Here is a 20641-nt window from a genome sequence, read left to right as displayed (position 1 = left end):
CGTGCCCGCCCGCCTTGCGCTAACAGGGACGGGGAACCGCGAAACCGGGGGGACAACGGCGCGTGACGGAACCGCTGCTCAGCATCGAGGGGCTGACCAAGGCCTATCCCGGCGTGGTCGCCAACGAGGACGTCAGCTTCGACATCCGCGCGGGCGAGGTCCACGCCCTTCTTGGCGAAAACGGCGCGGGCAAATCCACGCTGGTCAAGATGATCTACGGCTTGGTCAAGCCCGACAGCGGCACGATGCACCTGCATGGATCACCCTTCACACCGTCCGAGCCCAGCGACGCGCGGCAACAGGGCGTCGCCATGGTGTTCCAGCACTTCTCACTCTTCGACGCGCTCACCGTGGCGGAAAACGTGGCCCTCGGCATGGAAACCCCGCCCCCCATGCGCACCCTTGCCGCCCGGATTCGCGAGGTCTCGGAAACCTACGGCCTGCCGCTCGACCCCACCCGCACCGTGGGCGACCTCTCGGCCGGCGAACGCCAGCGGGTCGAGATCATCCGCTGTCTCCTGCAGGAACCCCGCCTGCTGATCATGGACGAGCCCACCTCGGTCCTGACCCCGCAAGAGGTCGCGATCCTCTTCGAGACCTTGCGCAAGCTCACCTCCGAGGGCGTGGCGATCCTCTATATCTCGCACAAGCTGGAAGAGATCCGCACGCTCTGCGACCGCGCCACCGTCCTGCGCCGGGGCCGTAACGTGGGCACCTGCGATCCGGCGCAGACCACCGCGCAGGCGATGGCCGAGATGATGGTCGGCAGCGCCTTCGCCTCCCCGGCCCGGCGTGACACCGAGCGCGGAAAGGCGCGCCTCGTGCTCGACGCGCTCTCGGTCCGCGCGCCCTCGGCCTTCGGCACGTCGCTCAAAAAGGTGTCGCTCACGCTGCACGCCGGCGAAATCCTCGGCATCGGCGGCGTCGCGGGCAACGGACAGGACGAACTCCTCGCCGCGCTTTCGGGCGAGTTGCCGGTGACGCCCGGCGCCCTGCGCCTCGACGAAACACCCATCGGCCGCCTGCCCCCGCAGGCCCGGCGCGACCTCGGCCTCTTCGCCGCCCCCGAGGAACGGCTGGGCCACGCCGCCGCGCCCGAGATGAGCCTGACGGAAAACACCCTGCTGACCGGCGCGACCCGGCAGGACCTGTCGCAACGCGGTTTTCTCCATTGGTCCCGCGCCCGCAGCTTCGCCGAAAAGGTGATCGCCGATTTCGACGTGCGCACCCCCGGCGCCGAGGTGGCCGCCCGCGCGCTCTCGGGCGGCAACCTGCAGAAATTCGTCATCGGCCGCGAGATGGCGCATGACCCAGAGGTGCTGATCGTCAACCAGCCCACCTGGGGCGTCGACGCCGCCGCCGCCGCCTTCATCCGCCAGGCGTTGATGGATCTTGCCGCCAAGGGCGCGGCGATCCTGGTCATCAGCCAGGACCTCGACGAGCTGATGCAGATCTCCGACCGCTTCGCCGCGCTCAACGCCGGCCGGCTGTCGGACATCCATCCCACCGCCAACCTGACGACCGAGCAGGTCGGCCTGATGATGGGCGGCGCGCATGACATGGAGGTGGCGCATGTCTGACCCCGCGCAGAAAGAGTTTCTTGCCTCCGGCGGGGATATTTCCGGCCAGAGGAAGACACGGGGCCCCGCCCCCGGCACGGGAGGCACCCCGTGCTGAAACTCGAGCGCCGCCCCCAACCGTCCCGCACCTGGTCCGCGCTGGCCCCGGTACTGGCCGTATTGATCACCATGATCGCCGGCGGCGCGATGTTCGCCGCGCTCGGGCAAGACCCTTTCGAGGCCATCCGCACGATCTTCTGGGAGCCGCTTTTCGGCGAGTTCGCCTTCTACTACCGCCCGCAACTGCTGGTGAAGGCCGCGCCGCTGATCCTCATCGCCATCGGCCTCGCACTGGGCTTTCGCGCCAACATCTGGAACATCGGCGCCGAGGGGCAGTACATCATCGGCGCGCTCACCGGCGCGGGCGTGGGGCTGGCCTTCTATCCGACCGAGTCCGCGCTGATCTTCCCGCTTATGGTCGTCGCGGGCGCGCTCGGCGGCTGGGCCTGGGCGATGATCCCCGGCCTGCTGAAGGTGCGCTTCGGCACCAACGAAATCCTCGTCTCGCTAATGCTGGTCTACGTGGCCGAGCAACTTCTGGCCAAGATGTCGCTGGGCCTTCTGCGCAACCCCGAGGGGCGCGGTTTTCCCGGCTCGCGCAACCTGCGCGACTATCCGTCGGCCCACAACGCCGAGATCTTCGCCGATACCGGCATCCACTGGGGGGTCGTGGCCGCCACCATCGCCGTGATCTTCGCCTATATCCTGCTGACCCGGCACCTCCTGGGCTTTCACATCAGGCTGGCGGGCCAGGCCCCCCGCGCCGCGCGCTTTGCAGGCGTGGCCCCGGCGCGGCTGGTGCTGATCTGCCTCGGGATCTCCGGCGCGCTGGCGGGCCTTGCCGGCATGTTCGAGGTCGCGGGGCCCGCGGGCCAGATCAATATCGAGTTCAACGTGGGCTACGGCTTCACCGCCATCATCGTGGCCTTCCTGGGTCGCCTCCACCCCGTCGGCATCCTGCTGGCCGGGCTCTTGATGGCGCTGACCTATATCGGTGGCGAGGCTGCCGAGTCGAACCTCGGCCTGCCCGCCGCCGCCATCCAGATGTTCCAGGGCATGCTTCTCTTCTTCCTGCTGGCCGTCGACGTGCTGACCCATTTCCGCCTGCGGTGGAAATCGGCGGAGGTGGCCTGATGGACCTCTCCGCGATCGACCCCATCCTGCTTCTGGCCTCGCTCATCGTGGCCTCCACCCCGATCCTGCTGGCCGCGCTCGGCGAGCTGGTGGTGGAGCGCGCGGGCGTGCTCAACCTCGGGGTCGAGGGCATGATGATCACCGGGGCGATCTGCGGCTTCGCCATCGCGGTCAACACCGGCTCGCCCTTCATCGGCTTCGTGGCGGCAGCCCTCGGCGGGGCCGTCCTTTCCCTGCTCTTCGGCCTCCTGACCCAGGTCGCGCTCGCCAACCAGGTCGCCTCGGGCCTTGCCCTCACGCTTTTCGGCCTCGGGCTCAGCGCGCTCCTGGGCCAGGGCTACCAGGGCATCAAGCCGCCTCCCACGCGCAGCCTCGACATCCCGGTGCTGTCGGACCTGCCCGTCCTCGGCCGCATCCTCTTTTCCCACGACCTGATGGTCTATCTCGCCCTCGCGCTTGTCGCCGTCGTCTGGGCGATGCTCAATTACACGAGGCTGGGCCTCATCCTGCGCGCTGTGGGCGAAAACCACGACGCCGCCCACGCGCTGGGCTACAAGGTCGTGCGCGTGCGCCTTCTGGCCATCCTCTTCGGCGGCGCCTGCGCGGGGCTGGGCGGCGCCTATCTCAGCCTCGTGCGCGTCCCGCAATGGACCGAAGGGATGACCGCCGGCTCTGGCTGGATCGCGCTCGCGCTCGTGGTCTTCGCCAGTTGGAAGGCCGGCCGCGTCCTTCTGGGCGCTTGGCTTTTCGGGGGCATCTCGGTGCTTCAACTGAACCTCCAGCCCACCGGCATCCCGATCCCGGTCGAATACCTCTCCATGTCGCCCTACTTGATCACCATCCTCGTGCTGGTCATCATGTCCGGCGACAAATCCCGCGCGCCCGGCTCGCTGGGCCGCACGTTCCATGCCTCGCAATGAGGCCAACCATTCCAACAGGGAGACCTCAATGATCCTCACCAGAATTCTGGCCACGGCGGCGCTGTCGCTCGGCCTCGCCCTGCCCGCGCCGGCGCAGGACAAGACCAAGGTCGGCTTCATCTACGTGGGCCCCGTCGGCGACGGCGGCTGGACCTATGAACACGACCAGGGCCGCCTCGCCGTCGAGGAGCATTTCGGCGACCAGGTCGAAACCGTCTTCCAGGAAAGCGTCCCCGAAGGCGCCGATGCCGAGCGTGCGATCACCCAGATGGCGCTGCAAGGCGCGGATCTGATTTTCACCACCTCCTTCGGCTTCATGGACGCCACCATGGCCGTTGCGCAGAAATTCCCGGACGTGAAGTTCGAGCACGCCACCGGTTTCAAGACCGCCGACAACGTCTCGGTCTACTCCGCCCGCTTCTACGAGGGGCGCGCCATCCAGGGACATATCGCCGGCAAGATGACCGAATCCAACATCGTCGGCTACATCGCCTCCTTCCCCATCCCCGAGGTGATCCGCGGCATCAACGCCGCCTATATCCACGCCAAGAAGGTCAACCCGGAGGTCGAGTTCAAGGTGATCTGGGCCTACACCTGGTTCGATCCCCCGAAAGAGGCCGACGCCGCCACCGCGCTCATCGACCAGGGCGCCGACGTGATCCTGCAACACACCGACTCGACCGCGCCCCAGGCGGCGGCGGAAAAGGCCGAGGGCGTCATCACCTTCGGGCAAGCGTCCGACATGGCCGAGTACAAGCCCACACCGCGCGTCAGCTCCATCATCGACAACTGGGCGCCCTACTATATCGCCCGCACCCAGGCGGTGATCGACGGCAGCTGGGAAAGCGCCGAGACCTGGGACGGCATCGGCCCCGGCATGGTCGAGATCGGCGAGATCACCGACGCCGTGCCGGCCGACGTCAAGGAAGAGGCGCTGGCGATGAAAGAGTCCATCGCGGCAGGCGAGTACCACCCCTTCACCGGCCCGCTGAACCGCCAGGACGGCTCCGCCTGGCTGGCCGAGGGCGAGGTCGCCGATGACGGCACGCTCCTGGGCATGGATTTCTTCGTCGAAGGCATCACCGCCGAGATCCCGCAATAAACATCAAGGCCCCGCCCAACCCGGCGGGGCCCACGGTCATCCTCGGGCTCGACCCGAGGATGACCGTCTGCGAGGTTTTAGGGTCCAATCGGGGATGACCTCGGCGCTTCGCGTAGGGTGGGTGACAACCCACCTCTTTGGTGGGTGACACCCCACCCGCCCCGCCTTCCGCCAAATTCGACACCCATCCGCGCCCCCCGTCCCGGGCCTGACCCGGGACCTCCTGCACGCAAAATCACCCTTGCACCAAGGCGCGATCCCGTCCCAACTGTCCACATGACAGACATCCCGCCCCGCATCTCCGTCGCCCACAAGGGCACAGGCGCCCGCCTGCACGCCCCCGCCGCCGAGCGCAACGCGGACGCACTCCTCGACCTGCTAAAGACCCACGCTCCGGCGTCGGGCACCGCGCTCGAACTCGCCAGCGGCACTGGCCAGCACGTCACCCATTTCGCCACTCACCTGCCCGGTCTCATCTGGCAGCCCACCGACATCACCGACGACCGCCTCGCCTCCATCGGCGCCTGGTCCGCCGACGCACCCCAAGGCGCGATCCTGCCGCCACATGCCCTCGACGCGACCCGACCCGGCTGGTCCGCCACCCACAACGGATTTGCCCTCGTCCTGCTGGTCAACCTGCTGCACCTCGTCTCGACCCAGGCCGTCCGCACGCTGATCGCCGAGGCCGGCAAGGCCCTCGCCCCGCAGGGCCGCTTCATCGTCTACGGCCCCTTCCTGCGCGATGGCCGGGCGACCTCTGACGGCGACGCCCGGTTCGATGCCGCCATCCGCGCCGATCATCCCGAAGCGGGCTACAAGAACGACGCCGACATGTTACGCTGGGCGGGCGAGTCAGGTCTGGACGTCATCGCGCGCACCGAGATGCCGGCCAACAACCTCGCCCTGGTAATGGTACGATCAAAGGATACTGCATGACCCGGTTTCTTGTCGCGGCGCTGACCCTTTGCCTGCTCACCCTGACCTCCGCCTGCGCAGGCCCCCAATTCGGCGACAACGATCCGGTCGACTGGGACGGCCCCCCGCCCTGGGCCTACGACATACACGGCATCGACGTCGCGCGCTTCCAGGACGATATCGACTGGGCCCGCGTCCGCCAGTCCGGCATCGAGTTCGCCTTCATCAAGGCGACCGAAGGCGGCGACCGGCTGGACCCGAAGTTCGCCCGCAACTGGGGCGGCGCGGGTCAGGCCGGCCTCCCGCGCGGCGCTTACCATTTCTACTATTTCTGCACCCCGCCCGAGGTGCAGGCCCGCTGGTTCATCCGCAACGTCCCCCGCGAGAGCGGCGCCCTGCCGCCGGTGATCGACCTGGAGTGGAATCCCTATTCCCCCACCTGCACCACCCGCCCGCCGGGGGCCGAGGTCCGCCGACAGGCGCGCGTCTTCATGGACATCCTGGAACGTCACTACGGCCAGCGTCCGATCATCTACACCACGCTGGAATTCTACCGCCAGACCGGCATCGGCCAATTGAACGAGGAATTCTGGCTGCGCTCCACCGCGCGGACGCTCGCCACCACCTATCCCGGCCAAAGCTGGAGCTTCTGGCAATATACCGGCACCGGCGTGGTGCCGGGCGTCGGGGGCGGCGTCGACATCAACGTCTTCGCCGGCAACCGCGCCACCTGGCAACGTTGGCTTCGGGCGCGCACGCGATAAGGCGCGCCCAGGTCAATTCCCCTTAAGTTTCAAGGCTCTTTCCCCGACATTGCTGACAGGACAAGGATCACGTCAAAAAGGGGGGTAGGACAATGTCGATCGTGAAACCTCCGCAAAAAGCCCGGGCGGCCAAGGCATAAACCAACGCACCTGATGCACATATGATCGTCACGAAACCAGAGAGGCGATCATCGGCGAGGTGTTCGTTCGCTTCCAGCCCTTGTGAAACTTGCGTGTCGAGCACCCAGCCGGTTAACAGCCGCGAAGCGGCCCGGCCATCGTCAGCCCCTCCCTTGGGCTGGCGATTTGGCTGAGGCTGGGCTCACCGATCATTCCGAGGATGTGGTTGGCAGGCATAAAGTGCTTCAGAATTGCAGTCGGATCGCCACCCCAGGGGCTGACGATAGCCTCCGCCGTGAACGTCTTCTATGTCCCGCACAGCCCACATCCGATCCGACGACGCCCCTACCCCATCTGCGCCGACGGGGTGGAGCGTGAAATCTCCGCCTCCTCCTCGGTCATCTCCTCCGGCACGCCCTCGAACAGCGGCGTCGACAGGTACCTCTCGCCCGTATCGGGCAGCGTGACCAATATCACCGATCCTTCCGGCGCGGTCTCCGCCACCTGCATCCCAACCGCGAAGGTGGCGCCGCCCGAAATGCCGGTAAAGATGCCTTCCTCCGCCGCCAGCCGACGCGCCCATTTCACGCCATCGGCCCCGGCCACCGGGATCAGCTCGTCATAATAGCTGTTGTCGATCGCCTCCTGGATCACGTAGGGAATGAAATCCGGCGTCCAGCCCTGGATCGGATGCGGCTCGAAATTCGGGTGGCTTTCCGTGGGCTGATGCTGGTCGTTGCGGGTGTTCACATAGCCCGAAGAGATGATCGCCGCATTCGCCGGCTCGCTCAGGATGATCTTCGTGTCGGGCCGCTCGCGTCGCAGCACCCGCGCCACGCCCGTCACCGTCCCGCCGGTGCCATAGCCCGTCACCCAATAGTCCAGCCGCTCGCCCTCGAAATCGCCCAGGATCTCGCGCCCGGTGGTGGCCTCGTGGATATCGGCGTTGGCCTTCGTCTCGAACTGGCTCGCCAGGAACCAGCCGTTTTCCTCGGCCAGTTCCTTGGCCTTGGTGTACATCCCGAACCCCTTCAGCGCCTTCGGCGTCAGCACCACCTTCGCCCCCAGCATCCGCATCAGCTTGCGCCGCTCGACCGAGAAACTCTCGGCCATCGTCACCACCAGCGGATAACCCTTGGCGGCGCAGACCATCGCCAGCCCGATCCCGGTATTGCCCGACGTGGCCTCCACCACCGTCTGCCCCGGCTTCAGGCTGCCATCGGCCTCGGCGGCCTCGATGATGTTCAGCGCCAGCCGGTCCTTGACCGACGCCGCCGGGTTGAACGCCTCGGCCTTGACGTAGACGGTCACGCCCTTGGGCGCGATCCGGTTCACACGGATCACGGGCGTGTCGCCCACCGTGTCCAGAACGCTGTCATAGCGGCGGCCGCGGCCCTTTGTTGTTCGGCGTCTCATGGTATCCTCCCGGGGTCAGGTTTTCCCCCGACTCTTAACACAGTTTTAACCGCTTTTGGGACGCTCCATTAAGAAACGCGCCGATGCGCAAGGCACCGACGCGTTACCACTGAAATACTGACGTGATACCGACCCGGGTTTCAGCCGTTAACCCCCCGAGTCGCGCCCCCCTCACCCATCCTTGCGGATGGTCTCGTTCTTCGGGTCATACGGGCTGTCGCAGGTCACTGTCGCGTCCCACAGCTTGTCGAACATCTTGACCTTCAGCCTGGTGCCCTCGACCGCCAGATCAGGCGTCACATAGCCCATCCCGATCGACTGTCCGAAATGCACCGAATACCCGCCCGAGGTCAGCCGCCCGACCCGCGTGCCATCCTCGGTGTAAAGCACCTCGCGGCCCCACGGATCAGCGTCTTCCGGTCCGTCGATCAGCAGCGTGCAGCACTTCGAGCGCACACCCGTTTCCTGCAATTTATCCTTGCCGTGGAAGTCCTTATCCAGATCGACAAAGCGCGGCAGATCGGCTTCCAGCGGGGTCGCGTCACGGCCCAGCTCGTTGCCGAAGGCGCGATAGGATTTCTCCTGCCGCAACCAGTTCTGCGCCCGTGCCCCGACCAGCTTCATCCCGTGCTTCTCGCCCGCCTTTTCCAGCAGGTCGAACAGGTAGTTCTGCATCTCGATCGGGTGATGCAGCTCCCATCCCAGCTCGCCGGTATAGGCCACGCGGATCGCCTTCACCGGGCACATGCCCAGCTCGATCTCGCGGCATGACAGCCACGGAAAACGCTTGTTGCTCAAGGCCGTAGCCGGATCGGCGTCCTTGATCACCTCGTTCAGAACGTCGCGCGATTTCGGCCCCGCGATGGCGAAGACACCCCATTGCGTCGTCACGTCCTGGATCTCGATATACCCGAACTCCTCGGCCTTCTCCTCGGCCGCCTTGCGCAGGTAATCGGCGTCGTATTCGGTCCAAGCCCCTGCCGAGACACAATAATACGCGTTCTCGCCGGTCCGCACGATCGTGTATTCCGTGCGCGTCGTGCCATGATCCGTCAGCGCGTAGGTCAGGTTGATGCGACCCACCTTGGGCAGCTTGTTGCAGGTGAACCAGTCCAGGAACGCCGTCGCCCCGGGGCCCTTCACCACGTGCTTGGTGAATGCGGTCGCATCGATCAGGCCCACGCCGTTGCGCACCGCTTCCGCCTCGGCCTTGGTGTGCTCCCACCAGCCGCCACGACGGAAGGACCGCGCGTCGTGATCAAAGCTGTCCGGGGCATCCAAGGGCCCGAAATAGTTGGGTCTTTCCCATCCATTGACAAAGCCGAACTGCGCGCCGCGCGCCTTCTGCCGGTCATAGGCGGGCGCCGTACGCAGCGGGCGGCAGGCGGGCCGTTCCTCGTCGGGGTGGTGCAGAATATAGACGTGCTCATAGGCTTCCTCGTTCTTGCGCGCGGCAAACTCGGTCGTCATCCAATTGCTGGAATACCGCTTGGGATCGAGGCTCGCCATGTCGATCTCGGCCTCGCCTTCGACCATCAGCTGCGCCAGGTAATAGCCCGTGCCACCGGCCGCGGTGATGCCAAAGCTGAAGCCCTCGGCCAGCCACATGTTGCGCAGCCCCGGCGCGGGGCCGACCAGCGGGTTGCCGTCGGGGGTATAGCAGATCGGACCGTTGTAATCGTCTTTCAAACCAACGGTTTCCGTCGACGGGATCCGGTGGATCATCGACATGTATTCTTCCTCGATCCGCTCCAGATCCAGCGGGAAGAGGTCGGCGCGGAACGTGTCCGGCACCGAGTATTCGAACCGCGCCGGCGCGTTCAGCTCGTAGGGGCCGAGGATCCAGCCGCCACGCTCTTCGCGGACGTACCACTTAGCGTCGGCATCGCGCAGAACCGGATGCTCTTCGCCACCGTTCTGGCGGTACTTGACCAACTCGGCATCGGGCTCGGTCACGATGAACTGGTGCTCCACCGGGATCGCCGGCATCTTGATGCCCAACATCCGCGCGGTGCGCTGCGCGTGGTTGCCGCTGGCGGTCACAACGTGTTCTGCGGACACGACAATCTGCTCGTCAGAGGGCACCAGGTTGCCACCCTTCTCGACCATCTTGGTCAGCGTGACGTCCCAGTGATCGCCCTTCCACTCAAAGCCATCGGCCTGCCACTTGCGCTCGATCATCACGCCGCGCTGGCGCGCGCCCTTGGCCATCGCCATGGTCACGTCGGCAGGGTTGATATAGCCGTCGGTCGGGTGATAGATCGCGCCTTCCAGATCGTCGGTATTGACCAGCGGCCAGCGGTCCTTGATCTGCGCGGGCGTCATCCATTCATAGGGCACACCACAGGTCTCCGCGGTCGAAGCGTAAAGCATATATTCATCCATACGCTCTTTGCTCTGGGCCATGCGCAGGTTGCCCACGACGGAAAAGCCGGCGTTCAGACCGGTCTCTTCCTCGAGGGTCTTGTAAAACTTGATCGAGTAGTCATGAATATGCGTCGTCGCATAAGACATGTTGAAATATGGCAGAAGGCCCGCAGCGTGCCATGTCGAGCCGGAGGTCAGCTCGTCACGCTCGATCAGCATGACGTCTTCCCAGCCTGCGCGGGCCAGATGATAGGCGATCGAGGTCCCGACGGCACCGCCGCCCACGATCAGTGCTTTTACTTGGGTTTTCATGACATCCGACTCCCTTGGCAGGCATGCTGGCGTGCGTTGTATCACGCCTGTAAACATGCGGCGGGTCCATCCGACATGTCACCGAACAAAAACGACGCGCCGCACCCATACTCGGGCACGGCGCGTTCAGGATTCGTTAAGACAGCTCTGGTCTAGTCGCAAAAACTTCCAACGCAGCGTTGGCCGGACTGTCCGCTTTCACTGGACAACTCGAGCCGCTTGGGCATGGCCGCGGGCTCCGTAGGTTGGGGCGTCAACGACGCGCCCTCCTCGCCGCCGGTGACCTGGGTGATCAGCTTGGACAGCAGGCCGCTGGGTTGCATTCCCTTCGACGTGTCGCATTCCACCCGCAGCGCAGCCATTTCAAAGCTGCAACTGCCCTGCGGCAGGTCGTGCCTGCTCTCGAAACCCGAGGCGGCGATGGCCATGCCCATCTCCATCTCCTCGTCGCTGGCATTGCGCGCCGCGCGGAATGTTTCGAATTCGACCAGGTCGATGGCCCTGGAAAAAATCATGCCGGCGGCGCGGTCGCTGTTTTCCTCGTCGACCTGCATCAGGATCTTGCCACCCGCCGATGCCTCCATGTCCCGTGCCCGGTTGGCGGCGGCGACCGCCTCCGTGTCGAGCGCGTTCGATCCCGGAGCGGTCTTGAGCGGCATGTTCGTGGCCTCGCTCAGCGCGCCAAGCTCGGCCTGCAACTCGGGTGACATTTCCGGCTCGGGCGCGTTGGCGGCGCGGGCTGCCGCGGCGGCGGTCTCGGCATCGGCCACCATCATCACGGTGTCGACCATCTGCTTGACCTCGGCCTGCACCTCCTCGGCGGATTTGCCGGCCATCACGGCCTCGCGGCCCCGGTAATAGCCGAGCTCGATCAACCCGCTCAGGTCGGTCACCTTGCCGCCTGTGATGTCGATATCACCGCCCATGCCGCCAAGGCGCGTCGAATAGGCACTCAGAACCATGGCGCCGGTGTCGATATTCTCGATCTTGTACTGCGCCTCCAGCGCGCGGAGACCCAGGAACTCCGTTTTCAGACGACGCAACTCCAGGCTCAGCGCGATCGGGTCGATGCCATCGGGCAAGCCTACGTCATTGCCCACGCTCGGCACCGGGCGCGGCAGCAGGCTGTTCAGGCCGTCATAGTCGATCCGGCTCAGGATTTCTTGCGTGGCTTCGCGCGACGCGTTGGCGTGAACGCGCAGGTGAACCTCGTTACCGAAGCCGATCGACCCTTCGAGATAGCGGAAGTGATAGGGCCGCTTACCGTCATGCGCCAGCTTCTCGGTCAGGCCGAACCCGCCGGTCACGCCGTATCCCACATTGCGCTCGAAGGCGTTCATCATGGCACCATCCATCGCACTGGCCACGACACCAAAGAGCGAACTCGAGCTGGGCCGCTTCACCAGCCGCACCTCGACAAGGACTGTTTCGGTACCGCGCTGATAGATCCAGGACTGCTCGGCGCGCTCCTTGAGCTGCTTGACGTGGTCGCGCGCCTCCATCTGTTGCAGAAACCCCTTGCCAGCAGAGCTGCTCATGGAGCCGTCCAGCCCGGCCTCGGGCGGCAGGATCGCGCTGTCGTCGCCATCCAGCAGGGCGCGTCGCTCCCAGCCTTCGGGCGCCTCGGGCAGATAGACCTGGCCGCCCTGCCGCCAGCGGCTCTGGCGCTCGCGCTCGGCCTGCTCGGCAAGCTTCTCATCCTTGGCGGCGCTGAACCTGTTCGGAATGGTCTCGATATAGGCCCCGGGCGTCATCTGCCCGAGCGAAAAGCCGGCCCTGTTCGATTGATCATAATAATCCACACCGGCCAGGATGGTCCCGGCGGTCAGAACGAACCCGATGGAATATGCGTTTATCATGCCCTGCTCCGCAACGTGTTTGCGACATGGCATGCCAGTCAATTCGGGCAGGATTGGGATGGCTGCGGGGCGATTTCCCGGCGCGGTCTATTCACCCAGGGCAATACCTTCGCGCCGCGGATCGGCCCCGCCTTGCAACGTCTCTCCAATGGAAATCGCGTGCAGCCCGGAGACGAGCACTTGCGGTGCCATCTCGAAACCCAGCGCCTCCAGCCCCGGCAAAAGCTCCATCGCCTCGGTCCCCACTTCCACGTCATAGGTGCCGAACCTGTTGACCAGATGGGGCAATTCCACCGCCGCCTGCACATCGAGCCCCCAATCCAGATGCGCGATGATCGTCTTGGCCACGTAACCGATGATGCGGCTGCCACCGGGGCTGCCTACGGCCAGCATGGGTGCGCCGTCCTTCATCACGATGGTCGGCGCCATGGAAGAGCGCGGCCGCTTGCCCGGCTCCACCCGATTGGCGATGGGCCGGCCATCCTCGTGGCTGCGAAACGAGAAATCCGTCAGCTCGTTGTTGAGCAGGAACCCCCGCACCATGAGCCGCGAGCCGAAGGCATTCTCGATCGTGGTGGTCATCGACGCCACGTTCCCGAAGCGGTCCACGATCGAGATATGCGAGGTCGAGGGAAACTCGATCGAGGCATCATCCGCGAGATCGAGCGCATGGTCGAACTCGGGCTCTCCCGGCGAGACGTCCGGCAAAGCGGTGTCGCGGTTCAGAAGTTCCGCGCGACCAGCCAGGTATCCCGGATTCAGCAGGCCTTTCACTGGCACGGGCACGAAATCACTGTCGGCCATGTACCGGCTCCGGTCGGCAAAGGCGAGACGGCTGGCATCGCCGATCAACCGCCATGCGTCCAGGCTGTCGGGCCCCAGATCCCCGATATCGAACGGTGCCAGCAGACCCAGGATCTGCCCGACGGTCAACGCACCCGAGGATGGCGGGCCCATCCCGCACACGTCGAAGCCCCGGTAGGGCGCACAGACCGCGGCACGTTCCTTGACGCGATAGATCGCCAGGTCGACTTCCGCCATCAGCCCGGGGTTGCCCTCCGCCTGCGCCACGGCGGTCACGATGTCGGCGGCGATGTCTCCGGTATAGAACGGCGCCGCGCCCTCTTCGGCAAAGCGGCGCAAGGTGTCGGCATAGGCCGGATTCTTCAGGCGATCGCCGGGCTCGATGCGCTGGCCTGCCGGAAAGAAATAATCGCGCGTCGCCCCGAACCGGAACAGGCGGACTGCGTCCTGCACCACCATCGCCGCCAGTCTCGGCGACACCTCGAACCCGTCCTGGGCAAGGGTCGTGGCCTCGGTGAACAGGCTTTCCCAACGGGCGTCTCCCCAGCGTTCATGGGCTTCGTGCAAAAGCGCGGGCGTGCCGGGAACCCCCACCGACCGCCCGCCCACGACCGCATCGTAAAAGGACAACGGCTCACCCGCCTCATCCTGGAACAATGTCGGCGAGGCGGCCAGCGGCGCAGTCTCGCGACCGTCGAGCGTGGTCAACGCGCCGCTTTCGGCGTCATACCAGACAAGGAACGCCCCGCCGCCCAGGCCAGAGCTTTGAGGCTCCACCAGACCCAGCACCAGTTGCACCGCCACGAGCGCATCCGCCGCCGTGCCCCCCTCGCGCAAAACCCGTGCCCCGGCCTCGACCGCCAGCGGATTGGCCGCGGCCACCATCCAGTCTTGCGCCTCGACCGGACGGCCCGCCTGTTTCGCGTCCAGCGCCGCGGCCACGGTTTCAGAGGTGACCACCGCGCCCGCGCCTTCGCCTTCAGGCTGGACCCCGTCGGCGGCCTGCTGGGCCGCCGCCATCCCGGCAAGAAACACGGCCAGACTGGCAAGAAGCAGGCGCATGGGCATTCTCCGGTGTTTGCGACGCTCGCGCGAAGCCTTACAGCATGGACGGTACGACCTGGTCCGGCGGGCGGTGGCCGTCGTCGAAGGTCTTGATGTTCAGCAGGACCTTCTCGCCCATTTCCAGCCGCCCCTCGACCGTAGCCGACCCCATGTGGGGCAACAGGACCACGTTCTTCAGCTCTCGCAGGCGCGGGTTGATCGCGCCGGCGTTCTCGTAGACGTCCAGTCCGGCGCCGGCGATCTCTCCGGCGCGAAGCATCCGCGTCAGGGCGTTTTCGTCCACCACTTCGCCCCGGCTGGTGTTCACCAGCACCGCGTCAGGCTTCATCAGTTTCAGGCGCCGGGCATTCATCAGGTGAAAGGTCGACGGCGTGTGCGGACAGTTCACGCTCAGCACATCCATGCGAGCAACCATCTGGTCCAGGCTCTCCCAGTATGTCGCGCCAAGCTCATCCTCGACTTCGGGCCGAAGGCGGTGCCGGTTGTGATAGTGCACCTGCATCCCGAACGCCGCGGCCCGCCGTGCCACCGCCTGCCCGATCCGGCCCATTCCGAGGATACCCAGGCGCCGTCCGGCGATGCGTCCGCCGAGCATGGCGGTCGGGGACCAGCCGGGCCAGTCCTCCTTCTGCATCAACGAAAGCCCTTCGGGAATGCGGCGGGTCACGCTCAGGATCAGCGCCATCGTCATGTCGGCGGTGTCGTCTGTCAGCACACCCGGGGTGTTCGACACGAGAATGCCGCGCTGCCGGGCGGTATGCACGTCGATATGGTCCACCCCCGCGCCGTAATTCGCGATCAGCTTCAACCGTTCGCCCGCCTGCCCGATCAGCCCGCCATCGATCTGGTCGCTCAGCGTCGGCACCAGCACATCTGCCGACTTGACAGCCTCGACCAGCGCGTCACGGCTCATCGGCCTGTCGTCCTCGCGCAGCGTGACGTCGAACAATTCCTGCATACGCCGCTCAACAGCTTCCGGCAGGCGTCGCGTTACGACAACACTCAGTCGACCAGATGGCATATAGCGTTTCCCCCGTCTTCCATAATGCGTGTTCTTCTGTACAGTGACGCAGGACGACCGAGGGCACAAGAACCCCGGGTCATATGAGTGAGCAGTATTGACGCAATGAAACGGTTTTCCGCCTCAATCGGGGCCGCCCTGATCGCGGTGCTGGCAATGCCCGCCCTCGCCCAGGACACAGAGGAACGCGGCCCGGTCACGAACCTTCCCTTGCCGCGTTTCGTGTCGATGAAGGCCGCCGAGGCCAACGTCCGGCGCGGACCCAGCCTGACACACCGCATCGACTGGGTGTTCAAGCGGCGCGACCTGCCTTTGGAGATCATTGCAGAGCATGGCCATTGGCGCCGCGTCCGCGACCGCGACGGCCAGGGTGGCTGGATTCACTATTCGCTTCTGTCCGGTACGCGCACGGTGATCGTCGAGTCCGACATGGCAAACCTATATTCCAAGCCCGACCCCGACGCGATGATGGTGGCGCAGCTGGAAATGGGCGTGGTCGCACGGATTGACGAGTGCGCGATCGACTGGTGCCGGCTGATGGCCGGCGGCTATCGCGGCTGGGCGGAAAAGGCGGCCCTGTGGGGCGTGGAATCGGGCGAAATTCTCGAGTGATCTCGCGTCCGACCACGGGCAACAAGAAACCGCCAAATAAATTCATCTCAGCCCTTGAACCGCACCGAAGAGCAGAGTAATTAGCGCGGCACCGTTGGGGTGTAGCCAAGTGGTAAGGCATCGGTTTTTGGTACCGTGTATCGTAGGTTCGAATCCTACCACCCCAGCCATCTCTATCCGATCCTTCCCCCGCTGAGACCGCGACGCCGCCCGGGTGGCGAAGTGCCCCGGAAAGTGCCCCCGCCGGGTGCCGCGGGTGAGCGGCTCGGTGGTTTCGGCGGAGGCAATCCCGCTTGGCCGTCAGAGGAAGTCCGGGTCCGTTCCGTAGGCCCGTTGCTCCCAGTCGTCGTGCTTGTTGTCTCTCTGCGACCCGATCCGGAGATGATCCGGGTTGACGCATCGACGATTGTGGCAGCGGTGACGCACCACCCGATCCCGCGACGCGACCTCCCCGGTCAGCACGCAGCAGATGAAGCGGTAGGCGTCTATCGTGCGCCCGTGGAAGCGTATCTTGCGGGGTTTGACGGTGTCGGTCACCAAACAGCCTCCGTCGGCCTCCTCGGCGCTCTCCACGAGCGAGAGGGCCCGTCTCCGGGCCTCCTCCGGGTGATTATCCAGCACATCTCGGAACCACGCCTCGCTCTCGTCCTCGAAGTACGGGTGGGCGATGACCTGATGCTTCATTCGAGGGTCACCTGTTTGGAGGGTCGAAACGATGCGTCGACGACGCTCCTTCTCGCCTTCGTCGAAACGCGTCCGAAGGGGCGGATTCCGCTCGATTCAGCCCAGATTCCGGGAATCGCGAAACCCCTTATTTATAAGGGGATTCTTCCAGGGGACGCTAAAAGACTAAATATATAACTGATTTGGTCCCGGCGAACCGAGGCTGTTCGTCCAATTCAATTTTCAATCATAAGGCAATTAAATGACCAAAAACGATAATCAAAAGACATACACCGAGGCGGAGCTCAATCGACTGGTGAACGCGGTATGCTCGTGGTTCGTGCGGCGTGACGGCAAGTACTACCAAGTTGAACATCTCTCGACCAAGCTATCCCGCGACGACGTGGCGCATATCTCGCTGGCTCGGATCAGAGACGAGTGCAACGATATCGAGACATCTCGCGACCTACTGCGCGACGGATTCCGTAGAGCGATCGAGATGAAGCATGCGATCCCGGGCCAGACGATTCCGATCTGGAACGGTCGAGAGTACTGCGATCCCGGCACCGATGCCCGGGTGGTGAACGAGAGAGGCGCGGTCGCGGTGAACTCATGGCGCGAACCGGGATACCGGTTGGTCGACGAGGTCGAGCCGTCGTGGGGCGTCGCAGAGGAGTTCCTGGAAACGATCTTCCCGCGGGAGGCTGAGAGGGAGATGTTCCTCAACTGGCTAGCTTGGTGCCTCCAGAATGAGAGCGACAAGCCCAATTGGGCCCCGTTCCTCTACTCGGCGCGGAAGGGTACCGGCAAGAGCACGCTATGCCAGTTGGTCGCGAGGCTGTTCGGCTCGGAGAATGCGGTAACTCAAAACAACGTGGATAAGCTCACCGGACGGTTCAACGCGTCGGTGCTGACGCGGAAGTTGGTCGTCTGTGAGGAGCTCAATCTGCGACAAGATTCGCCGCAGGGTAACGCGTTGAAGACCTATCTTACCGAGCGTGAGATCATGACGGAGCGGAAAGGCCAGGAGGCCGAGCAGATCCGCCATTGTTGCTGCTTCCTTTTCACTTCAAACCATCTTCCTCTCTGGATCGAACCTGAGGATCGGAGGTACTACCTCATCGAGATCGACCACGACGGTCACGCTACGGGTCCGAGAGCGGGAGAGTTTGCCTCTCTGGTAGAGCGGCTCTACGCGTTCATGCGGGACGATCGGGCGATCGCGGGTCTCCACCGCGTTCTGATGGAACGCAAGCTGGATGACGGCTTCTCGGCGAAGACGCTCAACGTCGAGAGAGACGCCACTCCCCTGATGCGTCGCGTCCAAGGCGCTTCCGAGCAGACCGTACGCACCCAGTTGGCCGAACGGTTGGACGAGCGAGGCCAGCACGCGGTACCGGAGGCCGACGTTGCGGCTCTGATCCGGACGGAGCTTGGACAGAACGTCAACTCGACGCGGCACATGATGACCGAGCTTGGCTGGTCCAAGTTCAAGGTGAAGTGGGCGAAGCAGGACTACGCCCGCGCTATCTGGGTACGCGAGGGCTACTGGGTGGAGAATGGTAAGGTCCGAGGACCAGGCGGTTACTCCCAACCGATCGCGGAGCACTTGGAGACGCCGTTTAAAGGCGCGGAGGTACTCTCATTCGAGCGTGAGGCGATCGAGGATGAAGTAACCAAACAGGTGACCCTCGAATGAAGCATCAGGTCATCGCCCACCCGTACTTCGAGGACGAGAGCGAGGCGTGGTTCCGAGATGTGCTGGATAATCACCCGGAGGAGGCCCGGAGACGGGCCCTCTCGCTCGTGGAGAGCGCCGAGGAGGCCGACGGAGGCTGTTTGGTGACCGACACCGTCAAACCCCGCAAGATACGCTTCCACGGGCGCACGATAGACGCCTACCGCTTCATCTGCTGCGTGCTGACCGGGGAGGTCGCGTCGCGGGATCGGGTGGTGCGTCACCGCTGCCACAATCGTCGATGCGTCAACCCGGATCATCTCCGGATCGGGTCGCAGAGAGACAACAAGCACGACGACTGGGAGCAACGGGCCTACGGGACGGACCCGGACTTCCTCTGACGGCCAAGCGGGAATGCCTCCGCCGGAACCACCGAGCCGCTCACCCGCGGCACCCGGCGGGGGCACTTTCCGGGGCACTTCGCCACCCGGGCGGCGTCGCGGTCTCAGCGGGGGAAGCATCGGAGAGAGATGGCTGGGGTGGTAGGAGACCCTCAAAGCCGAAGATGTGAATCTCTTTCTCTCCCGGCCCCCTCGGATCGGGGCATTTCCCGGGGGCAAAAACGGAGATCAAGGGTCCCGGGGGTGTCTTCTCCGAGGGTATCGAAGGGGGCTTTCCCGCGAGGTCCCAAGATGCCGCCCGAGTGCCGCTGAGACTCTCCGGGACTCCCGAGAAGGTTCCACCGGGGTTCGGAGGTGATCGCCCGGAGCATCCGCCGAGGTCCGTAGTCCGACGGGCTAGTATTCGGGGTGTATCCGCCGGGGTTCAAGACGCCGCCGACGTTCCGGGGTGGCCTCGCAGAGCATCCGGCGACGGTCTGGCGAGGGTCCGTCGCGCGGTTCCACCGGGGTTCCGTCACGGGCTCCGCGGAAAGGTTCCCGGGTCGCTCCTTCGGTCGTCCAGCGAGGGTTCGGGGGCTTACTGGTGCATCCACTGGGTTCGGTCATTCGACGCGGTCCCGTGATGCCCCGCCGAGGACGCAGCCCGTGTTCCCGAGTTCCTCCGTCGAGCATCCGGCGGGGTTCCGGCGACGTTTGGAGAGGAGCCGGGGAGAAGGTTGGATCAGCCGCCGGAATGGCCAGCGAGGGTGCGGTAGTGCATTCCGTCGGGGAGTCGGCGGCGGCTTTTACCGAAGCGACGACCTGGCAACAATCGGGACGGCGCGGTCGGCGGTGCCCCCCGCGTCCGTGCAACCTGAGCGTGACTTAAACTGGCCGGGCGCACCAAGGAACGCAGCGCATTCCAACATCAACGCTTTAGACGTTTCCTCAACTCTTCGACGGACAACCAAGGCCGCATCGAATGGATGGCGCGATGACAGGAGGGGCAAAGCATGCTCAGATCCCCGATTTGTGTCTTTCCCGAATGCGCAGCGTCAGCAATTCCCACATTATGGTGCGCTTCAATAATTCTCCCGGCCAGCGAGGCGTCGTTGAAGTATTCGGACGGAACCATACCACACGCCTCACAGTAAAGGCTGCCGTGGAGCTTCAAGAAAGCCTCCTTTGCAAGGTTGACTAGCTTTCTGCTTCTTTCCCGAGACCTATGAAGCCGCTCGATCTGCGCACCTTCAGGGAAACTACTGTCATCATCGAAATTAACCGAACTTCCGATGTCTGTGTCTGAAACTGCTTCAGTCACTGCAGCGTATTGCTCCGCCGTCATGACCAGAAGCCGATATTGAGGAGTTGTAACTTCGTATGCGGCAACGGGAATTAGAAGCGGCTGGTTCAATACATACAGGTCTGCAGGTGACACAGACACGTTATATATCTCGCGCTCTGCCATAAGCGCCTTCTTGATTTGTTTAGTGCTTTTTCCGCTGTATAGTGGACCAAGCTGTCGGCCCTCTTCCAGAGCTTTGACCTCCTGCGCACGACGTTCCCAAATGTGGTCCGCCAGGTTGGCTTGGCCATATTGAACGTTCTCTGCGAAGCCTAGGATCATCGCGCCCAGCTTGGTGTGGAGGCCTAAAACAATATTGAACGTGTTATTGAGGTCCTCCCTTTTGGGCTTCATTTTCAAATAGAGGTGATACCTGCCATCGTCCCAGACATGTCCGGCAAAGTTCCAATCTTCGTGGCCGAAACCCTGTTCCGACACATATCCGCTGCCGACCCCCAAGCGTCCCGTATGGGGTTGCTTCCAGCCGCAGCGGTTATCGGCCATTCGATGATAACGAAACTCATGCATTGTTTCTCAATCCGCCA

The 20641-nt window shown here is 64.5% G+C and carries 16 protein-coding genes and 1 tRNA gene; 10 read left to right on the top strand and 7 right to left on the bottom strand.

Going from position 1 to position 20641, the window contains the following annotated elements; genetic code table 11:
* Positions 1-62 precede the first annotated feature (62 nt).
* The 6 genes from ACQY4V_RS02720 to ACQY4V_RS02695 all read left to right on the top strand — a co-directional run bounded on the left by ACQY4V_RS02720 (position 63) and on the right by ACQY4V_RS02695 (position 6454).
* Positions 63-1580 carry an ABC transporter ATP-binding protein gene (locus ACQY4V_RS02720; RefSeq protein ID WP_428515397.1) on the top strand — a complete coding sequence of 506 codons (1518 nt, stop codon included), beginning with the start codon at positions 63-65 and terminating at the stop codon, positions 1578-1580.
* Between the two features lie 90 nt (positions 1581-1670).
* Positions 1671-2753: an ABC transporter permease gene (locus tag ACQY4V_RS02715; protein WP_428515396.1), complete on the top strand. Its 1083-nt coding sequence runs from the start codon at positions 1671-1673 to the stop codon at positions 2751-2753.
* Positions 2753-3673 carry an ABC transporter permease gene (locus tag ACQY4V_RS02710; protein ID WP_428515395.1) on the top strand — a complete coding sequence of 307 codons (921 nt, stop codon included), beginning with the start codon at positions 2753-2755 and terminating at the stop codon, positions 3671-3673. The genes ACQY4V_RS02715 and ACQY4V_RS02710 overlap by 1 nt, the downstream gene beginning before the upstream one ends.
* 28 nt (positions 3674-3701) lie before the next feature.
* Positions 3702-4775, top strand: a complete 1074-nt coding sequence (locus ACQY4V_RS02705) for a BMP family ABC transporter substrate-binding protein (RefSeq protein ID WP_428515394.1) — start codon at positions 3702-3704, stop codon at positions 4773-4775.
* 276 nt (positions 4776-5051) lie between these two features.
* Positions 5052-5711: a DUF938 domain-containing protein gene (locus tag ACQY4V_RS02700; protein WP_428515393.1), complete on the top strand. Its 660-nt coding sequence runs from the start codon at positions 5052-5054 to the stop codon at positions 5709-5711.
* Entirely contained in the window at positions 5708-6454 is a 747-nt protein-coding gene (locus ACQY4V_RS02695; RefSeq protein ID WP_428515392.1) for a GH25 family lysozyme, read from the top strand. Before ACQY4V_RS02700 ends, ACQY4V_RS02695 begins: the two co-directional genes overlap by 4 nt.
* Before the next feature lie 465 nt (positions 6455-6919).
* Here the strand turns inward: ACQY4V_RS02695 and cysK are convergent, their stop codons facing one another.
* The 5 genes from cysK to ACQY4V_RS02670 all read right to left on the bottom strand — a co-directional run bounded on the left by cysK (position 6920) and on the right by ACQY4V_RS02670 (position 15418).
* Positions 6920-7990: a cysteine synthase A gene (gene cysK / locus ACQY4V_RS02690; RefSeq protein WP_428515391.1), complete on the bottom strand. Its 1071-nt coding sequence runs from the start codon at positions 7988-7990 to the stop codon at positions 6920-6922.
* Between the two features lie 171 nt (positions 7991-8161).
* Positions 8162-10669 carry a GcvT family protein gene (locus ACQY4V_RS02685; protein ID WP_428515390.1) on the bottom strand — a complete coding sequence of 836 codons (2508 nt, stop codon included), beginning with the start codon at positions 10667-10669 and terminating at the stop codon, positions 8162-8164.
* A gap of 152 nt (positions 10670-10821) precedes the next feature.
* On the bottom strand, positions 10822-12528 hold the full coding sequence (locus ACQY4V_RS02680; RefSeq protein WP_428515389.1) for a hypothetical protein: 1707 nt from the start codon (positions 12526-12528) through the stop codon (positions 10822-10824).
* 87 nt (positions 12529-12615) lie between these two features.
* Positions 12616-14394 carry a gamma-glutamyltransferase gene (gene ggt / locus ACQY4V_RS02675; protein WP_428515388.1) on the bottom strand — a complete coding sequence of 593 codons (1779 nt, stop codon included), beginning with the start codon at positions 14392-14394 and terminating at the stop codon, positions 12616-12618.
* A 37-nt stretch (positions 14395-14431) separates the two neighbouring features.
* Entirely contained in the window at positions 14432-15418 is a 987-nt protein-coding gene (locus ACQY4V_RS02670) for a 2-hydroxyacid dehydrogenase (protein WP_152491651.1), read from the bottom strand.
* Between the two features lie 105 nt (positions 15419-15523).
* Between ACQY4V_RS02670 and ACQY4V_RS02665 the strand changes: the two genes are divergently transcribed.
* Both ACQY4V_RS02665 and ACQY4V_RS02660 read left to right on the top strand, forming a co-directional pair.
* Positions 15524-16030, top strand: coding sequence for an SH3 domain-containing protein (locus ACQY4V_RS02665; RefSeq protein WP_222450928.1), 507 nt, complete (start codon positions 15524-15526; stop codon positions 16028-16030).
* Between the two features lie 95 nt (positions 16031-16125).
* A tRNA-Gln gene (locus tag ACQY4V_RS02660) sits at positions 16126-16200 on the top strand.
* A 130-nt stretch (positions 16201-16330) separates the two neighbouring features.
* Here ACQY4V_RS02660 and ACQY4V_RS02655 read toward each other — a convergent pair.
* Positions 16331-16714: an HNH endonuclease gene (locus ACQY4V_RS02655; RefSeq protein ID WP_428515386.1), complete on the bottom strand. Its 384-nt coding sequence runs from the start codon at positions 16712-16714 to the stop codon at positions 16331-16333.
* Positions 16715-16955: 241 nt separating this feature from the next.
* Here ACQY4V_RS02655 and ACQY4V_RS02650 point away from each other — a divergent pair, with 241 nt between their 5' ends.
* On the top strand, positions 16956-18392 hold the full coding sequence (locus ACQY4V_RS02650; protein ID WP_428515387.1) for a DUF5906 domain-containing protein: 1437 nt from the start codon (positions 16956-16958) through the stop codon (positions 18390-18392).
* The gene (locus tag ACQY4V_RS02645; RefSeq protein ID WP_428515386.1) at positions 18389-18772 is read left to right on the top strand and encodes an HNH endonuclease; all 384 of its coding nucleotides are present in this window, start codon (positions 18389-18391) and stop codon (positions 18770-18772) included. Before ACQY4V_RS02650 ends, ACQY4V_RS02645 begins: the two co-directional genes overlap by 4 nt.
* Before the next feature lie 907 nt (positions 18773-19679).
* Here ACQY4V_RS02645 and ACQY4V_RS02640 read toward each other — a convergent pair.
* Positions 19680-20600 (bottom strand): HNH endonuclease, encoded by a 921-nt coding sequence (locus ACQY4V_RS02640; protein ID WP_428515385.1) that lies wholly within the window; start codon positions 20598-20600, stop codon positions 19680-19682.
* Positions 20601-20641: the final 41 nt, after the last annotated feature.

It is taken from the genome of Roseovarius sp. (assembly GCF_965277045.1).
Classification (GTDB): domain Bacteria; phylum Pseudomonadota; class Alphaproteobacteria; order Rhodobacterales; family Rhodobacteraceae; genus Roseovarius.
The sequence above is the reverse complement of the archived record's forward strand: the minus strand, read 5'-3'. Positions and strand labels throughout refer to the sequence as shown.